We start from the raw sequence: 22,061 nt of genomic DNA on the forward strand, positions 1-22,061 counted from the left end.
TAGAAGGGCGTAGGCTTCCTCCTAAACAGGCGGGATCTGCCAGACGGCCGATCTCGCCATATATTGTTGTTTGGTTGACTGGCCGTCGAACTGAGTTGTTTTGTGAGATGTTTCGCTAACATCTGCATAAACGCGCTCTAACGAGCGCTGGCGCGTTCCTAGTGTGTTTTTGTGGAAAGGTGAGTGGGAAAATTTACGCTCGCCAGTGAGCGTTTAAATTGCTTGTGGAAATTGCCGGATGAGTTGATCCTAAGAATTGAAATTCTGCCCACTTTACTTCTTCTTCCTTTCTTTCTTTAAGAATAAGAAAGAAAGGAAGAAAGTATAGAAAGTGGGCAGAAATTCAACGCGCTCCGGCGAATGCGAATTGCGTATTTGATAAAGATTTCTTCCGGCAAATAGCTGGCTAGTCCGACTTGGCTGCGACTGTGAAGTCCAAATCTCCGCCAACAGGTCATTCTCCAACTTAGGCAAAAGAACTGACACCAGTTGCGTTATTGAGCAGAGAAAAGATTGATATGGGAGCAGGGGGGCGGGAGATTTGACCAACAGTGTATAAGTTGGACGCCAACTTTCAACTATCTGTCGTGCCGCCAGCTATTAGTCCGATTTTGATGACGTCACTTTAGCATCAACATTTGGAGTTGAAATCTACTTGAAGATCCAATTGCCTGACCAAGTCGGAGTTCATTTAGTTCTGGCCTTAATGGAATATGTGCGATTGCCAATACACTATCTCTCGAAGCCTGGCCTTAGTTTGACGTTCGAATTGTTAAAATGGCTCAGCAACGCGCCCAATAGTTTTTTAGTACTATCCGCTCACATGATCGCGCCCTGGTCCGTGAGAGTGATGTAATTTGTTTCAATGCGTTCTAAATTCTCTCCCAAAAAACGCTTTTGCTGTTTTTGTCAACCTGATTGCCTTAAAGCATTGAATTTGCTTAATTCTTGTCAATCATTGTTATCCAGTTTGGTTGACAAAATGGGTCATTTGGTTGACAAAAGGGCCTGTTTTGGTTGACAAATTCGGGGTTTGTCAACCGTTTGTCAACCAGTTGTCAACCAGTTGTCAACCGCGGCGCAACCCTCCTAACGATGCCCTGTTTTTATTTGGCAGCAACTTCTCTAGCTTCGCCTTCAGCTTTATCTGAAATGTAATGCGAGTGTTTAATGTGTGTAATTCAGCATTTTAGATTACATAGTCATGAAATTATTTTCTATGACTTAGTGCCACTTTTTCAGTGGTTTAAAGGTTATTTTGTACCAATTAATCAATTTGTAGAATATCTTTTCTCCCAAAAAATGCATTCCCATCAACGGTTCGTAATATTGCAGTTATCATTAACTGCTGGAGCGACTTATGTCCGCCAAAACAATTGCAGATGCTGCCGAAATTTGGATTTCTCGATGTGAACTTGATGAGTTAGAGCAATCTACTTTGAGGTCGTATAGAGGCCAACTTAAACACCACATATTACCTTTGCTTCGCGATACTGAATTGAAACTTTTATCTCGCGGAGACGTGCGCGAGTTTTTAGACGCCATGCTGGCTAAGTCAACTAGGTCGATGACTGGTAAAGTTCTTACATCGTTGCGTTCGCTTTTGTCAGAAGCGGTCGACCGAGAATGGATTGAGTACAATGTCGCCAAAGATATCAAACTCCGGAACAACAAGCGAAATGGTTATCGACGGGTTTTTCCTGAAAAGTCAGAGTTGCGCAAAATCCTGGACGTGGTTTGTGAGAAGGACAGGCCATTTTGGACGACAGCAATTTATACAGGGATGCGTTTGTCGGAACTACGTGGCCTTAGTTGGTTAAATGTGGACTTTGACAAAGGGTTGATAAATATTACACAGCGCGCCGATGAGAATTTCAAGATTGGTCGGCCGAAAAGCAAAGCTGGCGAACGCACTATCCCGATGGCGCCAAGCGTTCGTTATCATCTTCAAGCATGGAAGCTGGTGTGTCCGAAAGGCCCTTTGGATTTGGTGTTTCCAAATGGGGTAGGGAATGTCGAAAGCTCGGCAAATATCCACACGCGAAAGTGGCGACCTTTGATGAAAAAAGCTGAGCTGCTAAATGATGCAGGTAAGCCGAAATTCAACATTCATTCGTTGAGGCATGCAGCCGCATCACTATTCTTGGAACAAGGATGGCCGCTCAAAAAAGTGCAGACCATATTGGGGCACTCCAGTATCACGATGACAATGGACGTCTATGGGCATCTGATGGACGATGTCGCGAATGATGTTTCTTTGTTCGAGAAACTAGAAAACGATTTAGTCTCGGAACTTTAGTATTCTTGGCTGCTGGCGTGTAAAAATGCCGGCGGCCAACAATTCCAGCACTTTAGAGAATTGGTTATAAACATCTGAATCTAATTGATAAAAAAATAAGTAAGTGAATCATAATCCGCGTGTCGGGGGTTCAAGTCCCTCTCCCGCTACCAAATTCTCTTATATATTGCAGGTTGTTAGGTGCGAGAGCGCCTTCGCACGTTTGCGCGTGGATTGGCTTGGGTCGCGTTTGGGTTTTTTTGAGGGTGGGATGGCGACAGCATGTGGCAAGTCAAAGTTTTCCCAATTTGCCTTTCAGCTTTGCCTGAAGCCGGAATTGTTTAATTTGCTGGCCGCTTCTCTAGTTTAGTCTAGTAAACATTTTCAGTTCTCGCTAAACCTAAACACCAAGGATTTTTTGGGTGTTGTTTATGACTGCTGAGTTTCATAGAGCTTTGGCCACTAGTTCAATCGAAAAGATTGAAACGTGGAAAAATTGTTGGCCGATTTGGGAGCAAAAAATTCGACACCTAACCAACAATTTTGAGGACGCAACAAAGGTGCACCAGCTTGGTGATAATCTGCGAGAGGTGTTTTTTGCGACGAATACTGGTTCGAGGGATCAGGGAGCACTGTCTGCTGGAGGTGCAGGTTGGGAAAGCCTAGTCACTTGGTACCTCAATCTTGTCTTTTCGGGAACAAACGCAGTTGCAATGCGACAATCGAAGGCGACTGTACCTCCAACGTTACTTGACGCGACAACCATAAGTTACGGGAACAACCAGACCAACACAGAGTCTGACGTTTGTGTCATCGTATATCCACCTGACTTTGATTTTCCCAAAGAAGATGCGTCTTATCTAAAGAACTTGGATATAGAGATAGCAAGAAGAATTGCTGATGTTGAACTGGGGATCATCCAATGCAAAACGAATTGGAATGACAACGCTCAAATTCCAATGCTTTGGGATATGGTTTATAGAGCAAGTTTTGGTCCGACAACTGGTATCCATATTGGGAAAAACGGTTATGGAGTTAGAAATCTTAGAAGGTTTTCGTACTCTTTTGTAACAGTGCCTTCGCAAAAAGAGGGACGAATGCCAAACAAAGGTTCGCAGATGGCTGTTAAACGCGTTAGCAATCTTACAGGTGGTAACTATTGGGGATTAAAAACCAAGTCAGGAGTTGCACTTTCATTGGCAGAAATCTTCGATAGAAACTTCAACTCTGCTTTCGATGGCAATGTGCGTGCCAACGTTCAAATTGCGATTAAACAAAAACTTGGTTTGTTTCGCCATCTCTAAGTTGATGACTCTATAATCTTTCTGAAATGACAACCTACCGCTTCAGCCAGCCCAACAGGTACAGCATTGCCAATTTGAGTGTACTTTGGCGCTTCTCGATCATAGAGACCTTCTCTGGGATTGCCAGCACGACGTAAACCCCCAGTAGTGCGTTTGCCAGCAAACTGATACCAATCAGGAAAAAGCTGTAGTCTTGCCCATTCTCGTACGGTCAATGTACGAGGTTGAGAAAAATGAACATAGTCATCTGCTAGTGAAGTTGCGGTCATATTGGGTTCTTTGTTCCCCCAACGCTCTGGTAGGACTCTTTGGGAGAACTTCTTCGTGCGAAATTGTTCAGGAATTTCACCGCTATTTGCGATCATGTGTTTGAACTTTGCAACAACGTTTGGACTGTGCTTGCTGTACTCATGTTCGGTGAGCGGTACCGTTTTCAAGTGAAACCAAGAAGGTGGCGTGCGGAATTTCTGTTGCAATTCGTTTTGGGGAGCTTTGGGGTATTTGCTGGTAGCGAACGCACCTGAATTGTAATCACCTGTTTCAAACTTACTTAGAACTTTGCTATCCACAAGGTCTCCCAGCAGGTCAACTAAGTCTGGGTAATTGCCCGTTGGCTGAGGTAGAAAACCACACTTGACGGCATCATCTTCGTCAGCCGTTGAGTCAAGAAATTCGTTATCTGAAAGAATGTCTTTTCGTATACCGACCAGAAGTACTCTGGGTCTGTTTTGCGGCACGCCATAATCCTTGGACTTTACTAACGAAAATCGTACTTCATAACCTTCGATAGATCTAAATTCGGCTAAAACATCTGGAAATATCTTCTCGGTTCCACCTTTGGTCCAGTTTGCGTTGAGCAAACCCCTGACGTTTTCGAATAGGAAAATCCTCGGGCGCAATCTGCGTATTACATGGGCCATTCGGACAAACAAGTGATTTGAAGGTTGGGCTGTTTTGTCAACGTCGTAGGACCTACGAATGCCAATTCCAGAATAACCCTGACAAGGCGGACCACCGGCAAGCACGTCGATGTTTGAGCCAGCGCCAGCACTTTGGCTAATTGAGGTTTCAAAATTAAGACCTAGTTCTGGGAGAGAAGATAAATCTGATACCAACTGTTCAAGGCGTTCGCCCTGAAGGTCGTTTGCGTCGTTGCATCTCAGAGCTTCGTTTGCAGAGAAGTGAAGCCCTCCAAGTTTATGCTGTCTATTCTTGAGGTACGACGCCATCGCATCGGTGTTGAGCTCGTTGACAAACACTGGGACAAATTTGGCGTTCTCAAAGCCTAACGAAAGACCACCACAGCCAGCAAACATGTCAACCATGTACATAGTGCGAGGCGCACCTAGCTTTGTAACTGATTGCTCGGAAATTGTTGGTTCTGCAAAATCTAACATTGGCTACTCTGTTTTCATGATTTGTCGTTTGCTCGAGCATATAGAACAAAATGTGAACAATTTTGTCAATAACGCCCTACCTTGCCACTTTATCCCAGAAGCTGTCAGCTTGTTTCGTCAGAATTTAGTACTTCACAGATTTCCATCTTCGCACCTGATCCATTCACCCATCGCCAATGCGTGTGCGGTTCATGCACTGAAATTCGGTCATTTCGTTTGGAGCAATAGTGAGACAATCTCACACTTGGCGGTCCTTGATTGTTTCTCTCCAATCACGACGGTCCTTCAAGTCTTTTATCCATTCTTTTAGTTCATTAGTGGTGATTGGACACACAGGCAATACTGCTGGAGGCCAATCCTCTGCGAATTCGCTGCGCGCCCGCATTTCATCTGTATTCGAGGCACAATGATCGAGTAGCTGTTGGAGAGCTTTAAAAGCGACTGCCGGGTGTGCGGAGTACACAGTAAATGACTCCCCCTCTGATGGGCGTGGAACGTACCGATAAGCATGCAATGAGTGGGCTTGGTCCATTTCCATGATTGCATCAGCAACGTCTCGGTTGGTGCGCAGTCCATGGCCCACTGCTAGGAGCAATAACGCGTTTAGAGAGTGACGAATTGATGGACTTTTTAGCTCTTTTTCCAGTACGCCCTTGCTTTCGAGAAATGCCTTGAGCGCCAACTCCGCAGACATAGCAAAGAGGTGATTTAGGGGCTCCCAGAACGCATTTGCGTTTGGAGAGTTTTTCCAAAGCACCCTTGCTGCATCAAGATAGCGGATTGCCATGGCCGTAGCGATTCTGTGGGCGTTTTTTGCCATCTAGTGTCCTATGGGGTGGGCTCTCGTGATACCGAGAGGAGCAAAAAGCTAATACTAAGTTTGTTGTTGAATTCATGCAAGTCAGGCTGAACCACCTGCTAGCTCGTAAAGATGAAGTCTGCCATTTGCTCAGAGATGTTCGCTCCTCAGTTAACTGGAAATCTGTCGAGCTTTTTTGTAGATAGGCTGTCAGTTGGAACAGGTTCAGCGCCTGTTTAAGCCTTTGCGGAATTTGATTGCACAACCGCGCGCGCTTCCTTTTCCGCATCTGACCCCTTCACCCATTGCCAAGGTGTCCGTGGCTTATGCGCAGCCAGAGCTGGATATTTCTTTTTGTCGCGTGCTGCTGTGCGTAAATTCTCACGTGCTTCGCTTGGGTCGATTTTGAGTTCTTCGCAGATTTGCTTGAGCGTGATGATTTCAGTCATGATCGTCTCCGTGTTTTGAAGATCAATCGATAAGACAGACCATCTCACCTTGTCAGGGATAAATTCTATTTGGATATGGAGATTACTGAAAGCGCGTTGGCGAACATTGTACTGGGCTCAATGCCAAGCGCTTCGGCTAACGCTACAAACTCGACCAAGTCAATTCTGCGCTCGTTGCCTTCGATCTTTGCAACATACGACTGTGGCTTACCTAGTCTGTCGGCAACATCTTGCTGCGTCATACCAGCACTTTTACGCGTGGCAAGCAGCATAGTTGTCAGCCGTTTGTATTGGTCAGAGTGAATTGATCTGGGCACACATATTCCTGTCGTTGTGTGCGACAAATAATCCGATTTTGGAATTATCCCATTTTGGGTTATTGTAAAGTTGTTTTTTGAGTTATTGCCATGGACAATACTATCAACTTGCTTCTCACCTTTCTGATACTAATAGCGACCATTGCGCTGTTCGAGCTCTACGCATATTTCGTTGCGCCTTACCTGTTGCCACAGGAAACGATAAATTTGATTATCGAAGACCTGATCCTACAACACGGTGACAAAGCGCTCGATGCCGCGATTGCGCGTGAGGATTGGGCGAAGCAGGACACTGATACATTCGAACAGGGCAAGTGGCATAGGGTCAGGCGTGAGCTTGAGAAGCGTCTGTAACTAACCGGCACTCTACACAGACATAAGCACGCGTGGCCGCGTAACGTTGAGCCAGCACTGACTCTCGGCACATAAAACATGATGTGATCGCATAATTGCTCCCCTTCACGCTCTTGGCTCAATCATGAGCGTCCTGCGCACGAAATAGAGCGCCTAATCACCCCAATATTCACCCACATGACACCCAGCAAGAATGTCCACAGGTGATGGTGTTGATGGAGACATTGATTGGATTGAGTAAATTGAACCGATAATGGGACTGATGCGCTGATCAATTATCAGCGTGTCGGTCTGGCGACCTATACAAGTAGCCACAGGAAGGTATGGGGGAGGTGTTTTTTTATTTGCGCCCTCCATATGCACGGAATGGCAGGATTATAGACTCCCAAGGGTTTTCCTCTGTAGCCGATTGGTGTTTTGCTGACTATCGATCACTTCGATCACATCATCACAATTGGCGTTAAAAGTGATTTAGTGATCGAAGTGATCGCATATGTGCGATTTATGGCAAAATGTATTTCCCACGTTCAAGCTTTTTGACTTCGCCGTCAGTCGTCATGCTGGTCAGCAATTGGCGAATATTATCCTGTGGCTGACTGAGCGCATCAGCGATCGCTTTTGGCCCCATTGGTTCATCCTCGTTTTGTAGTAATTCAATTATCGCCTTACGCTCACTCGAAATTCTGACTTCATCACTGTCGCCCAGTATTCGCCAGAGCCCGTTTTCGAGTTCTAGAGCAATGTCGATGTCTTCCATTTCCCGTCCACGCCCATAAAGGGTTGTGCCATGACTGCTACGATCAAGCACAAGGACAGTATCGACGGACCCAGTTAATCCTGTGGTTCCTGATACCTTGTCCAAAGGGTCATCGCCGTGCATTTTGCGCAAATGGTGCACGACGAGGATAGCGATGCCATATTCGCCAGCGAGTTTTTGCAAGGGCGATAGAGCGGCATAGTCTGCGTCATAGCCATTATCGCTGCGGCCATTCGGTCTGACGCAAACTAGAGTATCAACTATTACAAGGCTTGGTTGATGCTCGATTATCCAATTTTCGAGTTGCTCACGCCCACCCTGATCTAATTTGTTCATTTGGGTCGTGAAATGAAAGTTGGTCGGCCAGTTGGTTTGATCACCATAAACGTGACGCATGCGTCTCTGGAGGCGTCGCTGGTTATCTTCAAGGGCGCAGTAAAGCGTTGTGCCTTTTTTGCAGGGACGCTCACCTAGCGCTTCACTTCCAACGGCAATTGACATCGCCAAATCCAATGCCATCCAAGATTTGCCCATTTTAGGTTTGCCTGCAAGCAAAGTAAGACCTTCGGTGATCAACCCCTCGACGAAAAAATCGAGGGGAGGAAAGTTCATTGATTGTAGGTCGTTTGCCGTAAACGTTTGCAGCAAATTTGCTGGCTTGGGAGGTGGATTTTTTCTCTTGGCAAACCGAGCAATGCGCGGCTTTGATTTCAATGGCTGGCTCATTTTGGATGCTCCAGCTTTGAAATAATGCGCCAAATCTCAGCATCCAATCTATCAAGATGGTAGCCATGTTTTTCAGTAAAATATGGGCAGTTCCACATGATCGACGCGATTTCATCGGTGGACGCGCCGACTTCCCAAAGGTTGGCAACAATGAGGTGAATACAGGATGAGCGATTTTGTTCCTTTACCCTTGGGTGCCGAATTAGAGTGCGCGCTTTGGCATGCAATTTCTGCTTAAATTTCTTGAACACTTCGTCAGGGTCATGTGCGTCAGGGTTGACGTACTCACCCGTTTTCATCGCAAGAGCGATTTCTGGTAACGGTGGGCGATCCATAATCCGTTCCCAATTGCGTGTTTGAAGCGTAACAAATGGCTCATTATATTCTGGCTTGTGGTTCACTGAACCGGGCACACGCAGCATTTTGGTGATCGTCCAGCCGCTGTCGCCACCGTGCAATTCGGCAAGCGATTTTGAGTAGCCTTCTGCTTCTTGGACTGAGTGCCAGCCATCCCAGAGCCATAGGCCTTGATAACGACGAGGTGAGGTTTCCCACAAAAGGCTTGGTTGTGGACGATAATTGCGTGGATCGCTTTCATCGATGTCGCACCAGCCAAAACGAGAAGGGCGCGCAAACTCTTTTTTTCTGCGATCCTTGGAAAACGGGTTAGGGCAGAAATAAAGATTGAAATCCCAACGTGAATGTTTTTTGAAGAACCTGTTTAGTCCTACAACTATGTTGTCGCTGTGTACGACATATTCGCGCCAGTTCTTTTCATCAGGCGTACTTGTTGCAAGAAAAAAGCAACTATCGGCTGGTGCTCCTTTCCATATGTTTCCAATAAATCCAACCATGCTTTCGAGCATGTTGAAATCGTCTTCATAGTCCTTGAAGGCATAAGGGTTCCCTTTTCGTGGACGTGCTTTATGGCTCACGCGTTTACGCATGTTGAGTATCCTTTCAATATGTTTGATGGGTGTGGTGGGGTGCATCCCCCACCAGTTATTTGTTCAGCAGTCGCAGTCTGGTTGTGACGGTTTGATGCCAGTTAGAATTTCCAGCCACCTGTCGATTTGATCTGCTTCCCATGTGAGCGGTCCAACACGCCGAGGAAACTTATTGGCGTCCTCTAGTGTTTTGAGATGCTCAGGTGTGTTTTGAATGCCAAGTTCAAGCAAACATTTGGGGCAATAGCCGCGTTTCACAATGATCTTCATGGCGCTATCAGCTCGCGTCTGCATAGTGCCAGTTTGCGCGTTCTTCTGCGCGATCAACCAGCCATTGTTCGACTTCGTTCAAAAGCCATGCCACGCTTGTGCCAGCCATTCTGATCCGGCGTGGAAAGCGTCCTAATGCCTCCCACCGTAGCAACGTGCTATTACTAACCGTGATGCCAAACCGTTTCAGGTCTGATCGTGTTGCAAGGGCCTGTTGGCCATTCTTCAGTTTCATTTGTCTTTCCTTCTTCAAGAGTAAGTTTGAATGAAGGAGCGCTCCGACAAGAAACAGCATGTTGGATTTTGTTCAAGAATGCGAGACAATGAAATGAGGAACTCAGGCGAGTTTGATTTGGGTTCTTCTGTAGGGTTAAACGAAGTCGCTAATCTTGTTGTCGAGAAACTCAAAATATCCTGTGGTTTCTTGAAAGACTGCCCTAACATAGTCCTGTGTGCGACCAATCATCATGCCCTTTATGTCATCCCAGTTGCCTCGGGACATCTTGATATTGGGGAAGTGTTTGCGCGCCGTGTCGATGGCCACAAATACGATGTAGGACCGAATTTCATTGGTATGTGATATTTTGCCTGCCGTTTCGCCGTCGATCTCCTGTTGGAGCCATGAAGCTAAGCTTTCAGTGCGTGTCCTTAGTTCGGTAAGCTCATTCAAAACGTCGCTACTGAATTCGACAGGGCTTTCACCATAGTCTTCCCAGTGATGAAAGTGCGGCTTGTTCTCTTCGACGAGCGAACTTTCCAATCGTTGGATGGGCCGCAGAATGTTTGTGTTTAGCCATTTCATTCGTTGGGTGAGTGACGCATCGAAAGGCGCGTATTTCTTGAATGCATTGGGGCTAGTCGAAATACCTCGGTTTATTTTGAGGCATTCGCTTTTGAGTTCATCCCAAAACGCAGGAAAGCATTCGTCATTTAAGACGCCAAGGATGTTGCCAATTTCTTGTCTGCAGGTTTCGCCAAAGAGCTGGTCAATGTCTCGATTTTGTTCGCCCATAATTCTAATGCTTCAAGTTTTTCATCTAAGTATAGGTGGCGATTATAGACGGCTGCGACGCCGGAGACGATACCTGATTTGTGATTGAGGATGGCCTCAATGATGTGAGGGGCAAAGCGCAATTCAGCCATGCCTGTGGCCATTGTGCGCCTTAGATCGTGAAAGCGCCAATCAGGTGCATCTAAGCCCACATGAACATCAAGGCGTTGCTTGAGGCGGCCAAAGCCAGAAATGGGTGAGGTGCCTGTTGTGGTGAACACGAGATCGCTGTTTAGAAAACGTGGGATTGAATTTAGAACTGAAAGTGCAAGCTTGGGTAAAGGTACGAAATGGGCTGTTCCGTTTTTTGCACGAGACGAGGGTAGGGTCCATAAACCCTTTTCGAGGTCCAGCTCAGACCAACGCATGCCAGCCACTTCACCACGACGTTGGCCCAATAGAGTTAGGATGTGGACAAATTGGGTGAAAGGATAACCTTCCTCAATTGCACCAGTCCAGCAGCCACAGACCTCATCATCAGTTAGTACACGCTCACGTGGTACTTCCTTTGTGGGTGGTTTCAAACTGGCGATAGGTGAAACACCGATATAGCCACGATCAACAGCCCAGTTCATCAGCTTCTTAACTGCAGCCAATGCGCGATTGGCACGAGTAGGGGTGCCACTGGCAACAATGCGATCCAATACCTGATGCACATCACGACGATTGATTTGATCGATTGGGCGTGAATTCAAAGTACTGAACTTACGCAATACTGACTGGGTGCCTTTCCAATCCTTGTTTCGTGGCTTGGCATATAGTTCGATGAACTGTTCGATCACTTCCTGAAGCGTTGGTACGGAGCGCTCAGGTGAGCCAGTACCGTTGTTTTCGAATTCACCGAGGGATATGTCGCGCAATATGCCTTGGGCCTTCTGACGCGCTTCTGCGAGCGACATCATAGGATATTCACCAATTTTAATGCGACGTGATCGGCCTTCGATGCGAGAATTCAGGTAAAATACCTTTTTGCCAACGCTCGACACCCTGACCATAAATCCAGCCAGTAACATATCACGCACTTCATAGCGTTTACCCACGGCAGCAGGTAGCGCATCAATTGTTTTTGTGGTTAGCTTCTTTCTCATGCCCACAAATTAAGACACAAAATATCCGCGTGTCAGGGTATGGTTTGGGATATATTTTAAGGCTTTGGATGCACCAGATATGAAGAATTACTTCAATGACAGTCCTATCGAGAACACAGAAGATGATCGTTACGGTGTTTCGCCATTTGCGCTTGCACTGGCAAAAAGTATCTTGAACATAGAGAAGCCTCTGGGAACCACAATTGCGTTACATGGACCTTGGGGGTCTGGAAAAAGTAGCGCGGTCAATCTCATTCGGTCTGCATTGGATGAGAAAAAAGATGAAGGATTTGTAGTTACAGAATTCAAATGTTGGTGGTACACAGGAGAGGAGGCATTAGCGCTTGCCTTCCTCCAAAATTTGAATGCAATTCTAAGCGACACGCTGAAGGATAAAGTCAAGAATTTGGTTCCCAAGTTGGGACGTGGCCTGCTACAAGCAGGCCCAATTGTTGGTTCTGCAATTGCGCTCACGCCAGCTGGGCCACTTGGACTACTTGTTGGTGGAACCTTTGACTTTGCAAAACGATTTTTTCCAGAGGGTGATACACTCGAAAGTACCTTTCAAAAGCTTGCTTCAATTCTTGAAGGAGAAGATCGTCGTTTTCTTATTATCATTGATGATATTGACCGTCTTAATCCCGAAGAAGCGCTGGCCATATTTAGACTGGTTAAGTCGGTAGGTCGCCTTCCAAATGTCATATACCTCTTGGTGTTTGATCGGGCGCTTGCTGAGGCAGCTGTTCGCGAAAAATATCCATCAGAAGGCCCTCACTTTTTAGAAAAAATAATTCAAGCTGGTTTTGAGCTACCCTCTCCTCTTCAAACAGACCTAAATGAAGCTATATTAGCATCTGTCTCCGAGATTTGTGGTCAGCCTGAAGACGATCAGGTGGTTCGCTTTATGAACCTCTTTTATGATGTCGTAGCTCCGTACATTACGTCACCAAGACATGTGGCCAGGTTTCAAAATGCTATTAGCGTAACGTGGCCGGCAATAGCGAATGAAGTTAACGTAGCTGACTTTGTCGCGCTTGAAGTTCTTCGGCTATACGAACCTGACCTCTTTGGGACCATTCGTCTTCACAAGAACCAAGTGTGTGGCACACGGCAAGATCGGGGAGGGGAGCAAGATGGTAATTCACGTTTTGACGCATTCTTGATTGGAATTCCTAAAGAACGTCATGAACTTGTGAAGACAGCACTACGTAGGCTCTTTCCCAGCATGGAGGATATGGGATACGGGGGTGAATGGGTCAACGAGTGGAGTTCTGAGCGTCGCGTTTGTGTCGAAACTCACTTCGACTCCTACTTTCGGTTGTCGTTGAGCGACGAGGCTCTTTCGTCTCAGAAAGTTGCTGAAATAATCAATCAAGCAGACAAACGGGATTTCATTCAGAGCAACCTTCGAGAAGCGGCACAAATTGTGCGTAAGGGGGGCGCATCAATGGTGCCAGTATATCTTGATGAGCTGACCACCCACGGTAAACGAATTGAGAAGTCGAAGGTCGAAGAACTCATCAGTGCGCTTTTCGAAATTCACGATGAAATTGACCTAGAGAATGATGCTGAGAAAGGCATGATGGCGATGGCAAACACAAGCCTTCGCTACCATTGGCTAATTCGACGTTTGACACGGGATCGTTTTTCACTTGATGAACGGACAGAAGTATACTTGAAAGCTACTGAAAAAGCTTCTCTTGGATGGCTTGTGGATTTCGTATCTTCTGCAAAGGGCGATTATCAACCTCGCGACAATAAACCCCCAACCCGCGAAGAGGATTGTTTGGTTAGTGAAGACGCTTTGGGCGAATTGACTGAGCGAGCATTGAATGCGATCCGTGCAGCTGCAGCTAATGGAACGCTAATAGACCACCGTGACCTGCTTTACATACTTTATCGATGGGCAGATCTCATGGACAATGACGCTTCAGAGGTGCGAGCTTGGACAGACGCCCAATTGGAAAACAAGGACGCACTTGTAGTTTTGGCGAGAGCGATGACTGGCAAGTCATGGACAAGTGGTATGGGAGGATTTGGTGCGCTCGGAGATCGAGTTGCAAAAGTTTCAACAACTGCGCAAATTAGTGATGATACCGTTATTTTGGATACTGCTGCATTTCGCGCAGCTTTAGAGCAAAATATGGAAACAAATGGTCTTGATACTGACGCTAAACAGGACGTTCAAAAATTCCTTGATGCTTGGGACCGTAAGCTCAATGGTGATGATGACTGGTGAGAGCACAGGCTGGGTTTATTCTGGGATGCAAAAGCGCTGAGCTTGAATGGAGTGGATTGTCGAGGCTTGAAATTGAATGAGCTGCTATTCTTAAATAGCTTCAATCGGTTGATGCAACGACTTGAGCAGGAGAGGGGTAGTCTGCTCTAGAAACTAGCCCGCATCATAATCCGCGTGTCGGGGGTTCAAGTCCCTCTCCCGCTACCAAAATTTCTTCTACATTGCAGGTTGTTAGGTGCGAGAAGGTCTGCGGGTTTTTGCGTATGGATCGCCTTGGGTCGCGTTTGGGTGTTTTTAGGTGAACTTCGATGCGAAGGTAGCGAGCCTATCAACAGAAACGCTCACATTGTCGGACTAGTTGTGTTCTTTTCGCCAATTTGGCCAACTCACATTGATAAGTTGCGCGATGCATGCAGTCTTGATTGGTATTTGGAGTTTGCTTGAACTGTATTGCTTCATGGTCTGCTTGCTTGGCCCAATGTTTCCACTTCACTCATCTGCCGTTGCTTCAGTGGTCGGGATTCCATTTGTCTACTCGCTCAACAGCAGTCATCTGGAAAAACTCAGAAAGCGCTGTGGGTTAAATTCCTTTATCCCATTCAGTGTACGTTACCGGGCCGGAAAAAATATGAATTCATCGCTTTCGTCATCAGGTGGGGAATAGGGAAATCTCCCTTTAAGAGACGTGAACCGAGCGGCAACTGTCTTAGGAAACGCCATACCGCCTTGCTCAGGTACTTGGTGATGAGGCGGTCTCTAAACTCGCGCCAATCCTTATCGGACCTATCATGGTTTTTTTTGATTGGCCCTTTTAGGATTACACGACAAAGGCGAGATACATCAGTTGCATTTCCAATGCCTCACGCGTTCGCGAAGATACACGTTCACCCCACAAGTAGTTTCTAGCGCCCAAAATCACTTCACCCCGTCTGCTAGCAGCAGATTGAGCGCTGAACGGCCCTGCGTTGATCCGCATTTGTTGGCTGCATAAGGAATAGCCTCTTGAACAATGGGAAGCTTTGTTGAGTCCAAATACCCTGAACACGGACAAATTTCGCGCTGCAATCTCCCTGAAGAGTTGCGACGCGAAACATTGCGAAATAGATTATTCAAATAAAATCATTTGCAGATGCAAGTTTCATTTTGTTAGCCAACTTGCACACCGCCACGCCAAACACCGCTTATAATTGGTATATGTTTGTGTTTCCTTACGCGGACCAAGTCGCCGTAGCATCCCACTTCAATTTTGCCGCGGTCTATCAGATGGGTTGCATCCGCTGGACTTTGCGTAACTGTTTTGATCGCACGTGGTAGGTCGTCCCAAATATCAGCCAGCTTAAAAGCAGAGTTAAGTAATGCCGACGGCACATAGTCCGACGAAACAATGTCGAGCAAATCATGCTTTGCCAACTCCGCTGCTGCCACATTGCCAGAGTGAGACCCCCCACGTAGGAGGTTTGGTGCACCCATAATGATTTGAATGCCCTGGTCTCGGCAGGCCTGCGCCGCCTCTAATGTGGTTGGAAACTCAGCGAGGTTGATACCGATGCTCTTGGACTTTTTCACCTGCCCGGTGGTGGTGTCGTCATGGCTGGCCAAGGTTGCGCCAAATAGTTTTGCATGATCGATCGTCGCGCGCTCATGCCGGTCGCGGTTGCGATCGCCGCGTTCCTTTTGCTCTAGAATGTGTTCGGCAAATTGTTCATCCGTATAGCCATACTTACCAACGATGTAGTCTTTCAGTTTGCTGACATCGCGGAACTGTCTTTGTCCCGGTGTATGGTCCATCAGACTGACCAGACGCACCCGATCGTCTGGTCCAAATTCAGACAATTCCTCAACAAGTGTATCAGAACAGACCTCGGCCCGAAGGTGCAACATGTGACGAATACGCAAGATGCCTTCGTCGCGCAGCTCTAGGACTTCGCTTGCGACCTGGCGCGCATATTTGCCGTAATTGGTTTTTGAATCTGTAAGGGATCCTACCCGCAGCGCATCGAACACCGTTGTGATGCCGGCAGACGCGAGTTCGCCGTCATGTGCCAAGATTGCGGTTTTGTGGGGAAATGGCACGCCGGGCCTTGGCTCAATATGCCGCTCAAGATTGTCCGTGTGCAACTCCACAAGACCTGGGATTACAAAGTCACCCCGAAAATCAATCGCACCGGACCGCACTGCGCCGCCTTCGTTGATCGCAACTATGATACCGTCTTCGATTTCAATGGAGCCAAGCACAACTTGATCGTTGAGAACAATTTTTGCGTTTGCAACTTCAATGTCGCCTGACATATGAGCGTCATACTTTTCTGGCAGTTGCTGGGAGAGTGCAGGAGAGTTCATGTCAAAGTTCCGACGTTTTGCGATTTACTATCTTCCAAGTGGCGATCCACTGGCTGAGTTTGGTGCCCAATGGTTGGGCTGGGATGCGGTTCGCGCTGAGAAACAGGCAACACGTTTCGATGGTTTGCCGCACTTTCATGTCGATGATGTGACAGCCACCCCAAGAAAATATGGTTTCCACGCCACATTGAAACCGCCATTTCGATTGGCCGAAGACAAGTGCCTTGAGCAATTGCAAATTGCTTGCGAGGAGTTTGGCGAAACCCAAGCACCTGTCTTGATGGATGGTCTGTCGATCCGCACGATCGGTCGCTTTTTGGCCTATGTGCCGGTTGGCGATGTTGTTGCGCTCAACGCTTTTGCTGCAGCTTGCGTGCAAGAATTCGATCCGTTTCGCGCAGCTGCACCACAAGCGGAACTGGAAAGACGTCGCGCCGCTGGCCTGTCGCCAAGGCAAGAAGAGTTGCTGCAACAATGGGGATATCCATATGTTCTTGACGAGTTTCGTTTTCATATGACCTTGTCCGGCAAACTTGACGCTGAATTGTTGCCTGCAGTTGAGGCATTCCTTACAGAGCATGCGCCGGATATGGCCAAACCGTTCGTGATCAACAAATTTGCGTTGATGGGCGAACGCGAAGACGGGAATTTCGAGCTGATCAAGCATTACGCATTGACCGGGTAGAGCGCGTGCAAAGCGGCATCGACCGCCTCTTTTAACGTGCTGTTGTTGCAAATCGAGATCGGATCAACCTCTTGGGGGAGCGGGAAATTGAGCCGCGTTAGCCGCTTCTCTATTTCCGCCTCACTTTCACGACCACGCTGTTGCAAACGGTTTCTCACAGTTTCTGCGCTTGCAGTAATGTTCAGGACTATAAAATGATCAAACTTGTCCTGTGCTTCCACGAGCACAGAACGCGAGAGATTGACCAGCAGATCTTGGCCATTCTTCACATCATCAACAACTGAGCGCGGAACGCCGTATCTTAGGTCATGCGCGCGCCAATGAAGACAGAAAGCGTCGTCGCGCACCATTTCTTCAAACGCGATATCAGACACCGGATCGTAATCTTCCCCGCCAAGCTCTGGCGCGCGGGTAATACATCGCTTGACGAGCGAAAGTTCGGGCCGGGCGTCGGCAAGCGCATACATTATGCTATCTTTGCCAACGCCAGATGGCCCAACAACACCGATCAGCTGACCACTCATGCAGCCTCACCTCTCGGCGTGAACTCAGCAACATCAATGAACTTGTCGCAAACCCGATTGCGTGCAGCTTCGTCATGGAAAATGCCGATGATCGCAGTACCGCGTTCTTTGGCATCTTCGATTAATTCCAAAACTACTTCGCGGTTCGCGCCATCCAGACTGGCAGTTGGCTCGTCCAACAACAGTGCCGGATAATGATGCACGAAGCCGCGTGCCACGTTTACCCGCTGTTGCTCGCCACCAGAAAAAGTTGTGGGAGACAAAGTCCAAAGTCGCTCAGGCAGGTTTACGCGTTGCAGCATTTGCGCGGCGCGATCCCGTGCCTCATCAAGATCAACGCCGATTTGCAAGAGGGGCTCTGCGACCACGTCGATCGTTGGTACGCGTGGAACAACTCGTAAAAATTGGCTGACATAGCCAAGCGCGTTTCGGCGTAGGTCAAGGATTTCGCGTGGTTCAGCGATGGCGACATCCACTTGTGCAACCTTGATTGATCCAGAAGCCGCTAGGTAGTTGCCATAGATCATGCGCATCAAGGTGGACTTGCCGGCGCCTGACACGCCAGTTAAAGCAACACACTCACCAGGCGACACAGACACGTTAGCGTTCTCAAGCACAAGAATTTCAGCACTGTTTTGATTGTGCAAGGTGAATGTCTTTGAGAGGTTCGATATTTCGATCATATTACACCTGCAAAACAGAGCTAACGAGCAATTGGGAATAGGCATGCTGTGGATCGTCAAGCACTTGGTCGGTTAGACCGTTTTCCACAACTTGCCCGTCTTTCATCACCATCAAACGGTCGGCAAGTAAGCGCACAACCGCTAAATCGTGAGTTACGATAATGGCTGACAGGCCCATGTCGCGTACAAGACCGCGCAGCAGGTCGAGCAAACGCGCTTGCACGCTGACGTCGAGCCCTCCGGTGGGTTCGTCCATAAAGACGAGCCTTGGACTGGTCACAAGATTACGCGCAATCTGCAAGCGCTGCTGCATGCCGCCAGAAAAGGTAGTTGGTCGATCATCAATGCGGTTCTCACTAATCTCTACACGAGAAAGCCAGTCTACCGCTTTGCCCCTGATATCGGCATAATTGCGACTGCCAACAGCCATCAACCGTTCGCCCACATTACCGCCCGCGCTAACATTCATGCGCAAGCCCTCACGTGCATGCTGATGCACGAAAGCCCAATCTGTGCGCGAAAGCATTCGGCGTTCGGGTTCTGACATGTGCAGCGTATCTTTAGGACCGTCAACGCGCGTATCGAAAACAACTTCACCTTTATCCGGGGCCAAATGCCCCGCCATGCAGTTAAGAAGGGTCGACTTGCCCGAGCCACTTTCACCAACGATGCCCATCACTTCGCCTGGATAGAGGTCAAAGGAGACGTCCGAGCACCCAATATTGGTGCCATAGTCTTTGGAAAGCGATTTGACGCTTAGAAGAGGTATCATGCTGCGTCTCCTGACACTTGTACGCCAGTATGCCCTTCGGCAACACGTCGCTCGCAATAATCGGTGTCTGAGCAGACGAACATACGGCCGCCATCGTCATTGATAATGACTTCGTCTAGATAGCTGTCACTAGCACCACAAATTGAACAACAATGTGGGGCCCTGGAGGGATCAAATGGATGATCTTCAAAGTCCAAGCTTACCACTTTTGTATATGGCGGCAAGGCGTAGATACGTTGTTCACGACCCGCACCGAACAGTTGAATTGCTGACATTTCCATTTTTGGATTGTCAAATTTTGGAATTGGGGAGGGATCCATAACATATCGATCTTCCACCTTTACCGGATAGGCATATGAGGTCGCGATCCGGCCGTTCTTGGAAATATCCTCATAGAGCTTCACATGCATCAAGCCGTATTCTTCTAGCGCATGCATTTTGCGCGTCTCAGTTTCGCGCGGCTCAAGAAAGCGCAACGGCTCGGGTATAGGTACCTGATAGACAAGGATTTGATCGTCTCCCAACTCATCTTCTGGAATGCGGTGGCGTGTTTGGATTACGCTTGCTGCCTTTGTATTTGTTGTGGTTTTTACATCCGCGGTCTTTTCAAAGAATTTGCGAATGGAGACCGCATTGGTGGTATCGTCTGCACCTTGGTCGATCACCTTAAACACATCATCGGGCGTAAGGGTTGCTGCGCTGACTTGCACGCCACCCGTACCCCAGCCGTAAGGCATTGGCATTTCACGGCTGGCAAAGGGCACTTGATAGCCGGGAATGGCCAATCCTTTGAGGATAGCGCGTCGGATCATGCGTTTTGTTTGTTCGTCCAAATAAGCGAAATTGTAGGCTTGCTCGCTCATTCTGCCGCCTCCATTTTTTGGGATTCAAATGCTGTTTTGCGCAGATTGCGAACCAATTCCAATTCAGCCTGGAAATCCACATAGTGCGGCAATTTAATGTGCTCAAGGAAGCCCGTGGCTTGAATGTTGTCGCTGTGATAAAGCACGAACTCAGCGTCTTGCACCGGCGCGCCCAGATCATCTTCACCAAGTTCTTCCCAACGCAATGCGCGATCTACAAGAGCCATGGAAATGGCTTTGCGCTCGGTTTGGCCGAACACCAATCCGTAACCGCGTGTAAACTGTGCGGGTTCTGTCTTTGACCCTTGAAACTGGTTCACAGTCTCACATTCGGTGACCGTGATTTCGCCAATCTCGATTGCGAAGCCAAGCTCTGGCACATCAATTTCCACCGCAACAGCGCCAATGCGCAACTCTCCCACAAAAGCGTGGTTGCGGGCATATCCACGTTGGCTGGAGTAAGCCATGCCAAGCGTGAAGCCTTCGTCGGCGCGCGTAAGTGCTTGTAGGCGAAGCGCGCGGTCGGCTGGCAATTCCAACGGCTCTCGGGTTAGGTCTGGCGGGGTTGCGTCGCTGCGCGTTTCCTGCTGGATCAAGCCTTCATTGTTCAAGAACTCGGCCACATGTGGAACGTTCTCCTGATTTGCCTGTTTGTTCGGCGCGTCCGGGATCTCGCCGTCAGCGGCAAGTTTGAAATCGAGCAATCTGTGTGTGTAATCAAACGTTGGCCCGAGAACTTGTCCGCCTGGCAAATCTTTAAACGTCGCAGAAATCCGACGATCACACGCCATTTTGCTGGTCTCAATCGGCTCCGAATAGCCAAATCGGGGCAAGGTTGTGCGATATGCACGGATGAGGAAGATGGCCTCGATCAAATCGCCGCGCGATTGCTTAATGGCCAGTGCCGCAAGGTCGGGATCGTAAAGCGATCCCTCTGCCATGACGCGGTTAATGGCCAAGGACAATTGTTCGCGGATTTGATCCACGCTCAATTCTGGCACTTTTTTGTCGCCACGTCGCTCTTCGGCCAACCAAGCATGGGCATTATCAATGGCACGTTCGCCGCCTTTAACTGCAACATACATGAGTTATGCAACCTTTGTGGTACGGGGTAGGGCAGCGATTTTGCTGCCTGAGGTAAACATGAAATCTAGCCCCAGTGGGAACATGGTGCTGTTCGACTGAAATAAGGCGACGTCGCCAGGCAAACCGAAACAAGTGGTGTCTTTAATACCCGGTCCTGAAAGGACAGAACCCTTTTCGGATAATTCATCCATTTCAACAATTAGCGTCGTTGAACGATCAGGGTATTCCGCCGTGCCAACAGGAAACCCGTCTATTGGAAGCAGGTCCTTAAGTCGCCCTACCGCAAACTGAGCACTTTCGCGTGTAGAAATCGGCGCGCCAATATGGAAAGAAATCCAATCCTTTATGGCTTGATTATCAAACTCACCAGCCAAATATATCGGCGTGTCTGCGTCACATAGGGTGAGCAAAGCCGTACTTGCGGCTGCAGATAATGGAGCAGGTGCGCTTGCACCTGTTATATCAGCAACCGTGCCTGGCTTTGCCATCGCGTTCATGAGCGCTCGAAAAGCGTATGCGGCGTCAATTTCTCGGTTTGAAAAACCACCATCAAGAGAGGAATTCTGCACTAGTCTTCTCCCCGCGCCATCGTAAAGAACTCAACTTTTGTTGAGGCTGCTTTCTCGGCACGATTTTTCTTCTTTTCAAATTCAGCTGTTCTAAGGGGCAACAAGATCTGCTGTGAAATGTCGCTCGCTGCATCTGTCTGCAACAGAGCATCGGCAAGGGCTGCGGATTGTGCCGCATCTTTGTCGCGACCCTGCACGTAGCCATGGCCAACTTCGCCATTTGGCAAGCGCAAAGAACAGCGGGTGACTGTCATTTCGCCCAGATTAAACGGTGCGCCCACTGCGCCGGCGCGCCCCCGCAGCATCACGCTTCCAATTTCTGGTTTGCGCAGCCATTCGAATTCGCTGGCAAGATTTGCATTTGCTAAAAGAGCGGCAACTTTGCCCTGTGGCGCACGGGCAAAAAGCCCCATCCACTCTTTTCTGTCCTCTTGATTCATCCCTAGTTTCTTTCGCGTCTAGACAAATTGTCAGAATACTATACAACTATACACATTATGGTTGACTGCGTCTTTTTGCGCAACTTTAGAATTGTGAATTTTTGGTGACACGGGGCAAGTTGG

The 22,061-nt window shown here is 48.1% G+C and carries 23 protein-coding genes; 5 read left to right on the forward strand and 18 right to left on the reverse strand.

Annotation, left to right across the window (positions count from 1 at the left end):
* Nucleotides 1–1,360: 1,360 nt before the first annotated feature.
* Both O4H47_RS13495 and O4H47_RS13500 read left to right on the forward strand, forming a co-directional pair.
* Nucleotides 1,361–2,299 (forward strand): tyrosine-type recombinase/integrase, encoded by a 939-nt coding sequence (locus tag O4H47_RS13495; RefSeq protein ID WP_269394524.1) that lies wholly within the window; start codon nucleotides 1,361–1,363, stop codon nucleotides 2,297–2,299.
* 410 nt (nucleotides 2,300–2,709) lie between these two features.
* Entirely contained in the window at nucleotides 2,710–3,582 is an 873-nt protein-coding gene (locus tag O4H47_RS13500) for a hypothetical protein (protein WP_269394525.1), read from the forward strand.
* Here the strand turns inward: O4H47_RS13500 and O4H47_RS13505 are convergent.
* From O4H47_RS13505 to O4H47_RS13520, 4 genes are all read right to left on the reverse strand, one after another.
* Entirely contained in the window at nucleotides 3,579–4,979 is a 1,401-nt protein-coding gene (locus O4H47_RS13505; protein ID WP_269394526.1) for a DNA cytosine methyltransferase, read from the reverse strand. The two genes, O4H47_RS13500 and O4H47_RS13505, sit on opposite strands and share 4 nt — an antisense overlap.
* 238 nt (nucleotides 4,980–5,217) lie before the next feature.
* Entirely contained in the window at nucleotides 5,218–5,799 is a 582-nt protein-coding gene (locus O4H47_RS13510) for a hypothetical protein (RefSeq protein ID WP_269394527.1), read from the reverse strand.
* Between the two features lie 215 nt (nucleotides 5,800–6,014).
* Entirely contained in the window at nucleotides 6,015–6,227 is a 213-nt protein-coding gene (locus O4H47_RS13515; RefSeq protein ID WP_269394528.1) for a hypothetical protein, read from the reverse strand.
* Between the two features lie 65 nt (nucleotides 6,228–6,292).
* Nucleotides 6,293–6,544 carry a helix-turn-helix domain-containing protein gene (locus O4H47_RS13520; RefSeq protein ID WP_269394529.1) on the reverse strand — a complete coding sequence of 84 codons (252 nt, stop codon included), beginning with the start codon at nucleotides 6,542–6,544 and terminating at the stop codon, nucleotides 6,293–6,295.
* Nucleotides 6,545–6,634: 90 nt separating this feature from the next.
* On the opposite strand from O4H47_RS13520, the gene O4H47_RS13525 reads away from it, so the two are divergent.
* A complete protein-coding gene (locus O4H47_RS13525) occupies nucleotides 6,635–6,898 on the forward strand; it encodes a hypothetical protein (RefSeq protein ID WP_269394530.1) in 264 nt (87 codons plus the stop codon).
* A gap of 502 nt (nucleotides 6,899–7,400) precedes the next feature.
* Here O4H47_RS13525 and O4H47_RS13530 read toward each other — a convergent pair.
* The 6 genes from O4H47_RS13530 to O4H47_RS13555 all read right to left on the reverse strand — a co-directional run bounded on the left by O4H47_RS13530 (nucleotide 7,401) and on the right by O4H47_RS13555 (nucleotide 11,737).
* Complete coding sequence (locus O4H47_RS13530) at nucleotides 7,401–8,381, reverse strand: AAA family ATPase (RefSeq protein WP_269394531.1); 981 nt, start codon at nucleotides 8,379–8,381, stop codon at nucleotides 7,401–7,403.
* Nucleotides 8,378–9,328, reverse strand: a complete 951-nt coding sequence (locus O4H47_RS13535; RefSeq protein ID WP_269394532.1) for a DNA-primase RepB domain-containing protein — start codon at nucleotides 9,326–9,328, stop codon at nucleotides 8,378–8,380. Before O4H47_RS13535 ends, O4H47_RS13530 begins: the two co-directional genes overlap by 4 nt.
* Nucleotides 9,329–9,391: 63 nt before the next feature.
* Nucleotides 9,392–9,598: a hypothetical protein gene (locus O4H47_RS13540; protein ID WP_269394533.1), complete on the reverse strand. Its 207-nt coding sequence runs from the start codon at nucleotides 9,596–9,598 to the stop codon at nucleotides 9,392–9,394.
* Between the two features lie 7 nt (nucleotides 9,599–9,605).
* Nucleotides 9,606–9,833 (reverse strand): helix-turn-helix transcriptional regulator, encoded by a 228-nt coding sequence (locus tag O4H47_RS13545; RefSeq protein WP_269394534.1) that lies wholly within the window; start codon nucleotides 9,831–9,833, stop codon nucleotides 9,606–9,608.
* 135 nt (nucleotides 9,834–9,968) lie between these two features.
* On the reverse strand, nucleotides 9,969–10,400 hold the full coding sequence (locus O4H47_RS13550) for a hypothetical protein (RefSeq protein WP_269394535.1): 432 nt from the start codon (nucleotides 10,398–10,400) through the stop codon (nucleotides 9,969–9,971).
* A gap of 128 nt (nucleotides 10,401–10,528) precedes the next feature.
* Nucleotides 10,529–11,737 (reverse strand): tyrosine-type recombinase/integrase, encoded by a 1,209-nt coding sequence (locus tag O4H47_RS13555; RefSeq protein WP_269394536.1) that lies wholly within the window; start codon nucleotides 11,735–11,737, stop codon nucleotides 10,529–10,531.
* 79 nt (nucleotides 11,738–11,816) lie between these two features.
* Between O4H47_RS13555 and O4H47_RS13560 the strand changes: the two genes are divergently transcribed.
* Entirely contained in the window at nucleotides 11,817–13,976 is a 2,160-nt protein-coding gene (locus tag O4H47_RS13560) for a KAP family P-loop NTPase fold protein (RefSeq protein ID WP_269394537.1), read from the forward strand.
* 1,146 nt (nucleotides 13,977–15,122) lie between these two features.
* Here the strand turns inward: O4H47_RS13560 and O4H47_RS13565 are convergent.
* Nucleotides 15,123–16,316, reverse strand: a complete 1,194-nt coding sequence (locus O4H47_RS13565; RefSeq protein ID WP_269394538.1) for an alpha-D-ribose 1-methylphosphonate 5-triphosphate diphosphatase — start codon at nucleotides 16,314–16,316, stop codon at nucleotides 15,123–15,125.
* On the opposite strand from O4H47_RS13565, the gene O4H47_RS13570 reads away from it, so the two are divergent.
* Nucleotides 16,315–17,001 (forward strand): DUF1045 domain-containing protein, encoded by a 687-nt coding sequence (locus tag O4H47_RS13570; protein ID WP_269394539.1) that lies wholly within the window; start codon nucleotides 16,315–16,317, stop codon nucleotides 16,999–17,001. The genes O4H47_RS13565 and O4H47_RS13570 overlap by 2 nt on opposite strands.
* Here the strand turns inward: O4H47_RS13570 and phnN are convergent.
* Genes phnN through phnG form a run of 7 tightly spaced genes read right to left on the reverse strand, consistent with a single transcriptional unit; the run spans nucleotide 16,983 to nucleotide 21,938 of the window.
* The gene (phnN, locus tag O4H47_RS13575; RefSeq protein WP_269394540.1) at nucleotides 16,983–17,525 is read right to left on the reverse strand and encodes a phosphonate metabolism protein/1,5-bisphosphokinase (PRPP-forming) PhnN; all 543 of its coding nucleotides are present in this window, start codon (nucleotides 17,523–17,525) and stop codon (nucleotides 16,983–16,985) included. The genes O4H47_RS13570 and phnN overlap by 19 nt on opposite strands.
* On the reverse strand, nucleotides 17,522–18,208 hold the full coding sequence (gene phnL / locus O4H47_RS13580) for a phosphonate C-P lyase system protein PhnL (RefSeq protein ID WP_269394541.1): 687 nt from the start codon (nucleotides 18,206–18,208) through the stop codon (nucleotides 17,522–17,524). The genes phnN and phnL overlap by 4 nt, the downstream gene beginning before the upstream one ends.
* Before the next feature lies 1 nt (nucleotide 18,209).
* Nucleotides 18,210–18,980 carry a phosphonate C-P lyase system protein PhnK gene (gene phnK, locus O4H47_RS13585; RefSeq protein WP_269394542.1) on the reverse strand — a complete coding sequence of 257 codons (771 nt, stop codon included), beginning with the start codon at nucleotides 18,978–18,980 and terminating at the stop codon, nucleotides 18,210–18,212.
* Nucleotides 18,977–19,843: an alpha-D-ribose 1-methylphosphonate 5-phosphate C-P-lyase PhnJ gene (locus tag O4H47_RS13590; protein ID WP_269394543.1), complete on the reverse strand. Its 867-nt coding sequence runs from the start codon at nucleotides 19,841–19,843 to the stop codon at nucleotides 18,977–18,979. Before O4H47_RS13590 ends, phnK begins: the two co-directional genes overlap by 4 nt.
* Nucleotides 19,840–20,928, reverse strand: a complete 1,089-nt coding sequence (locus O4H47_RS13595) for a carbon-phosphorus lyase complex subunit PhnI (RefSeq protein WP_269394544.1) — start codon at nucleotides 20,926–20,928, stop codon at nucleotides 19,840–19,842. Before O4H47_RS13595 ends, O4H47_RS13590 begins: the two co-directional genes overlap by 4 nt.
* A gap of 3 nt (nucleotides 20,929–20,931) precedes the next feature.
* Nucleotides 20,932–21,498 carry a phosphonate C-P lyase system protein PhnH gene (gene phnH, locus O4H47_RS13600; RefSeq protein WP_269394545.1) on the reverse strand — a complete coding sequence of 189 codons (567 nt, stop codon included), beginning with the start codon at nucleotides 21,496–21,498 and terminating at the stop codon, nucleotides 20,932–20,934.
* A complete protein-coding gene (gene phnG, locus O4H47_RS13605) occupies nucleotides 21,498–21,938 on the reverse strand; it encodes a phosphonate C-P lyase system protein PhnG (protein ID WP_269394546.1) in 441 nt (146 codons plus the stop codon). Before phnG ends, phnH begins: the two co-directional genes overlap by 1 nt.
* Nucleotides 21,939–22,061 lie beyond the last annotated feature (123 nt).

Origin of the sequence: Maritalea porphyrae, assembly GCF_027213965.1 — a bacterium.
Classification (GTDB): Bacteria; Pseudomonadota; Alphaproteobacteria; order Rhizobiales; family Devosiaceae; genus Maritalea; species Maritalea porphyrae_A.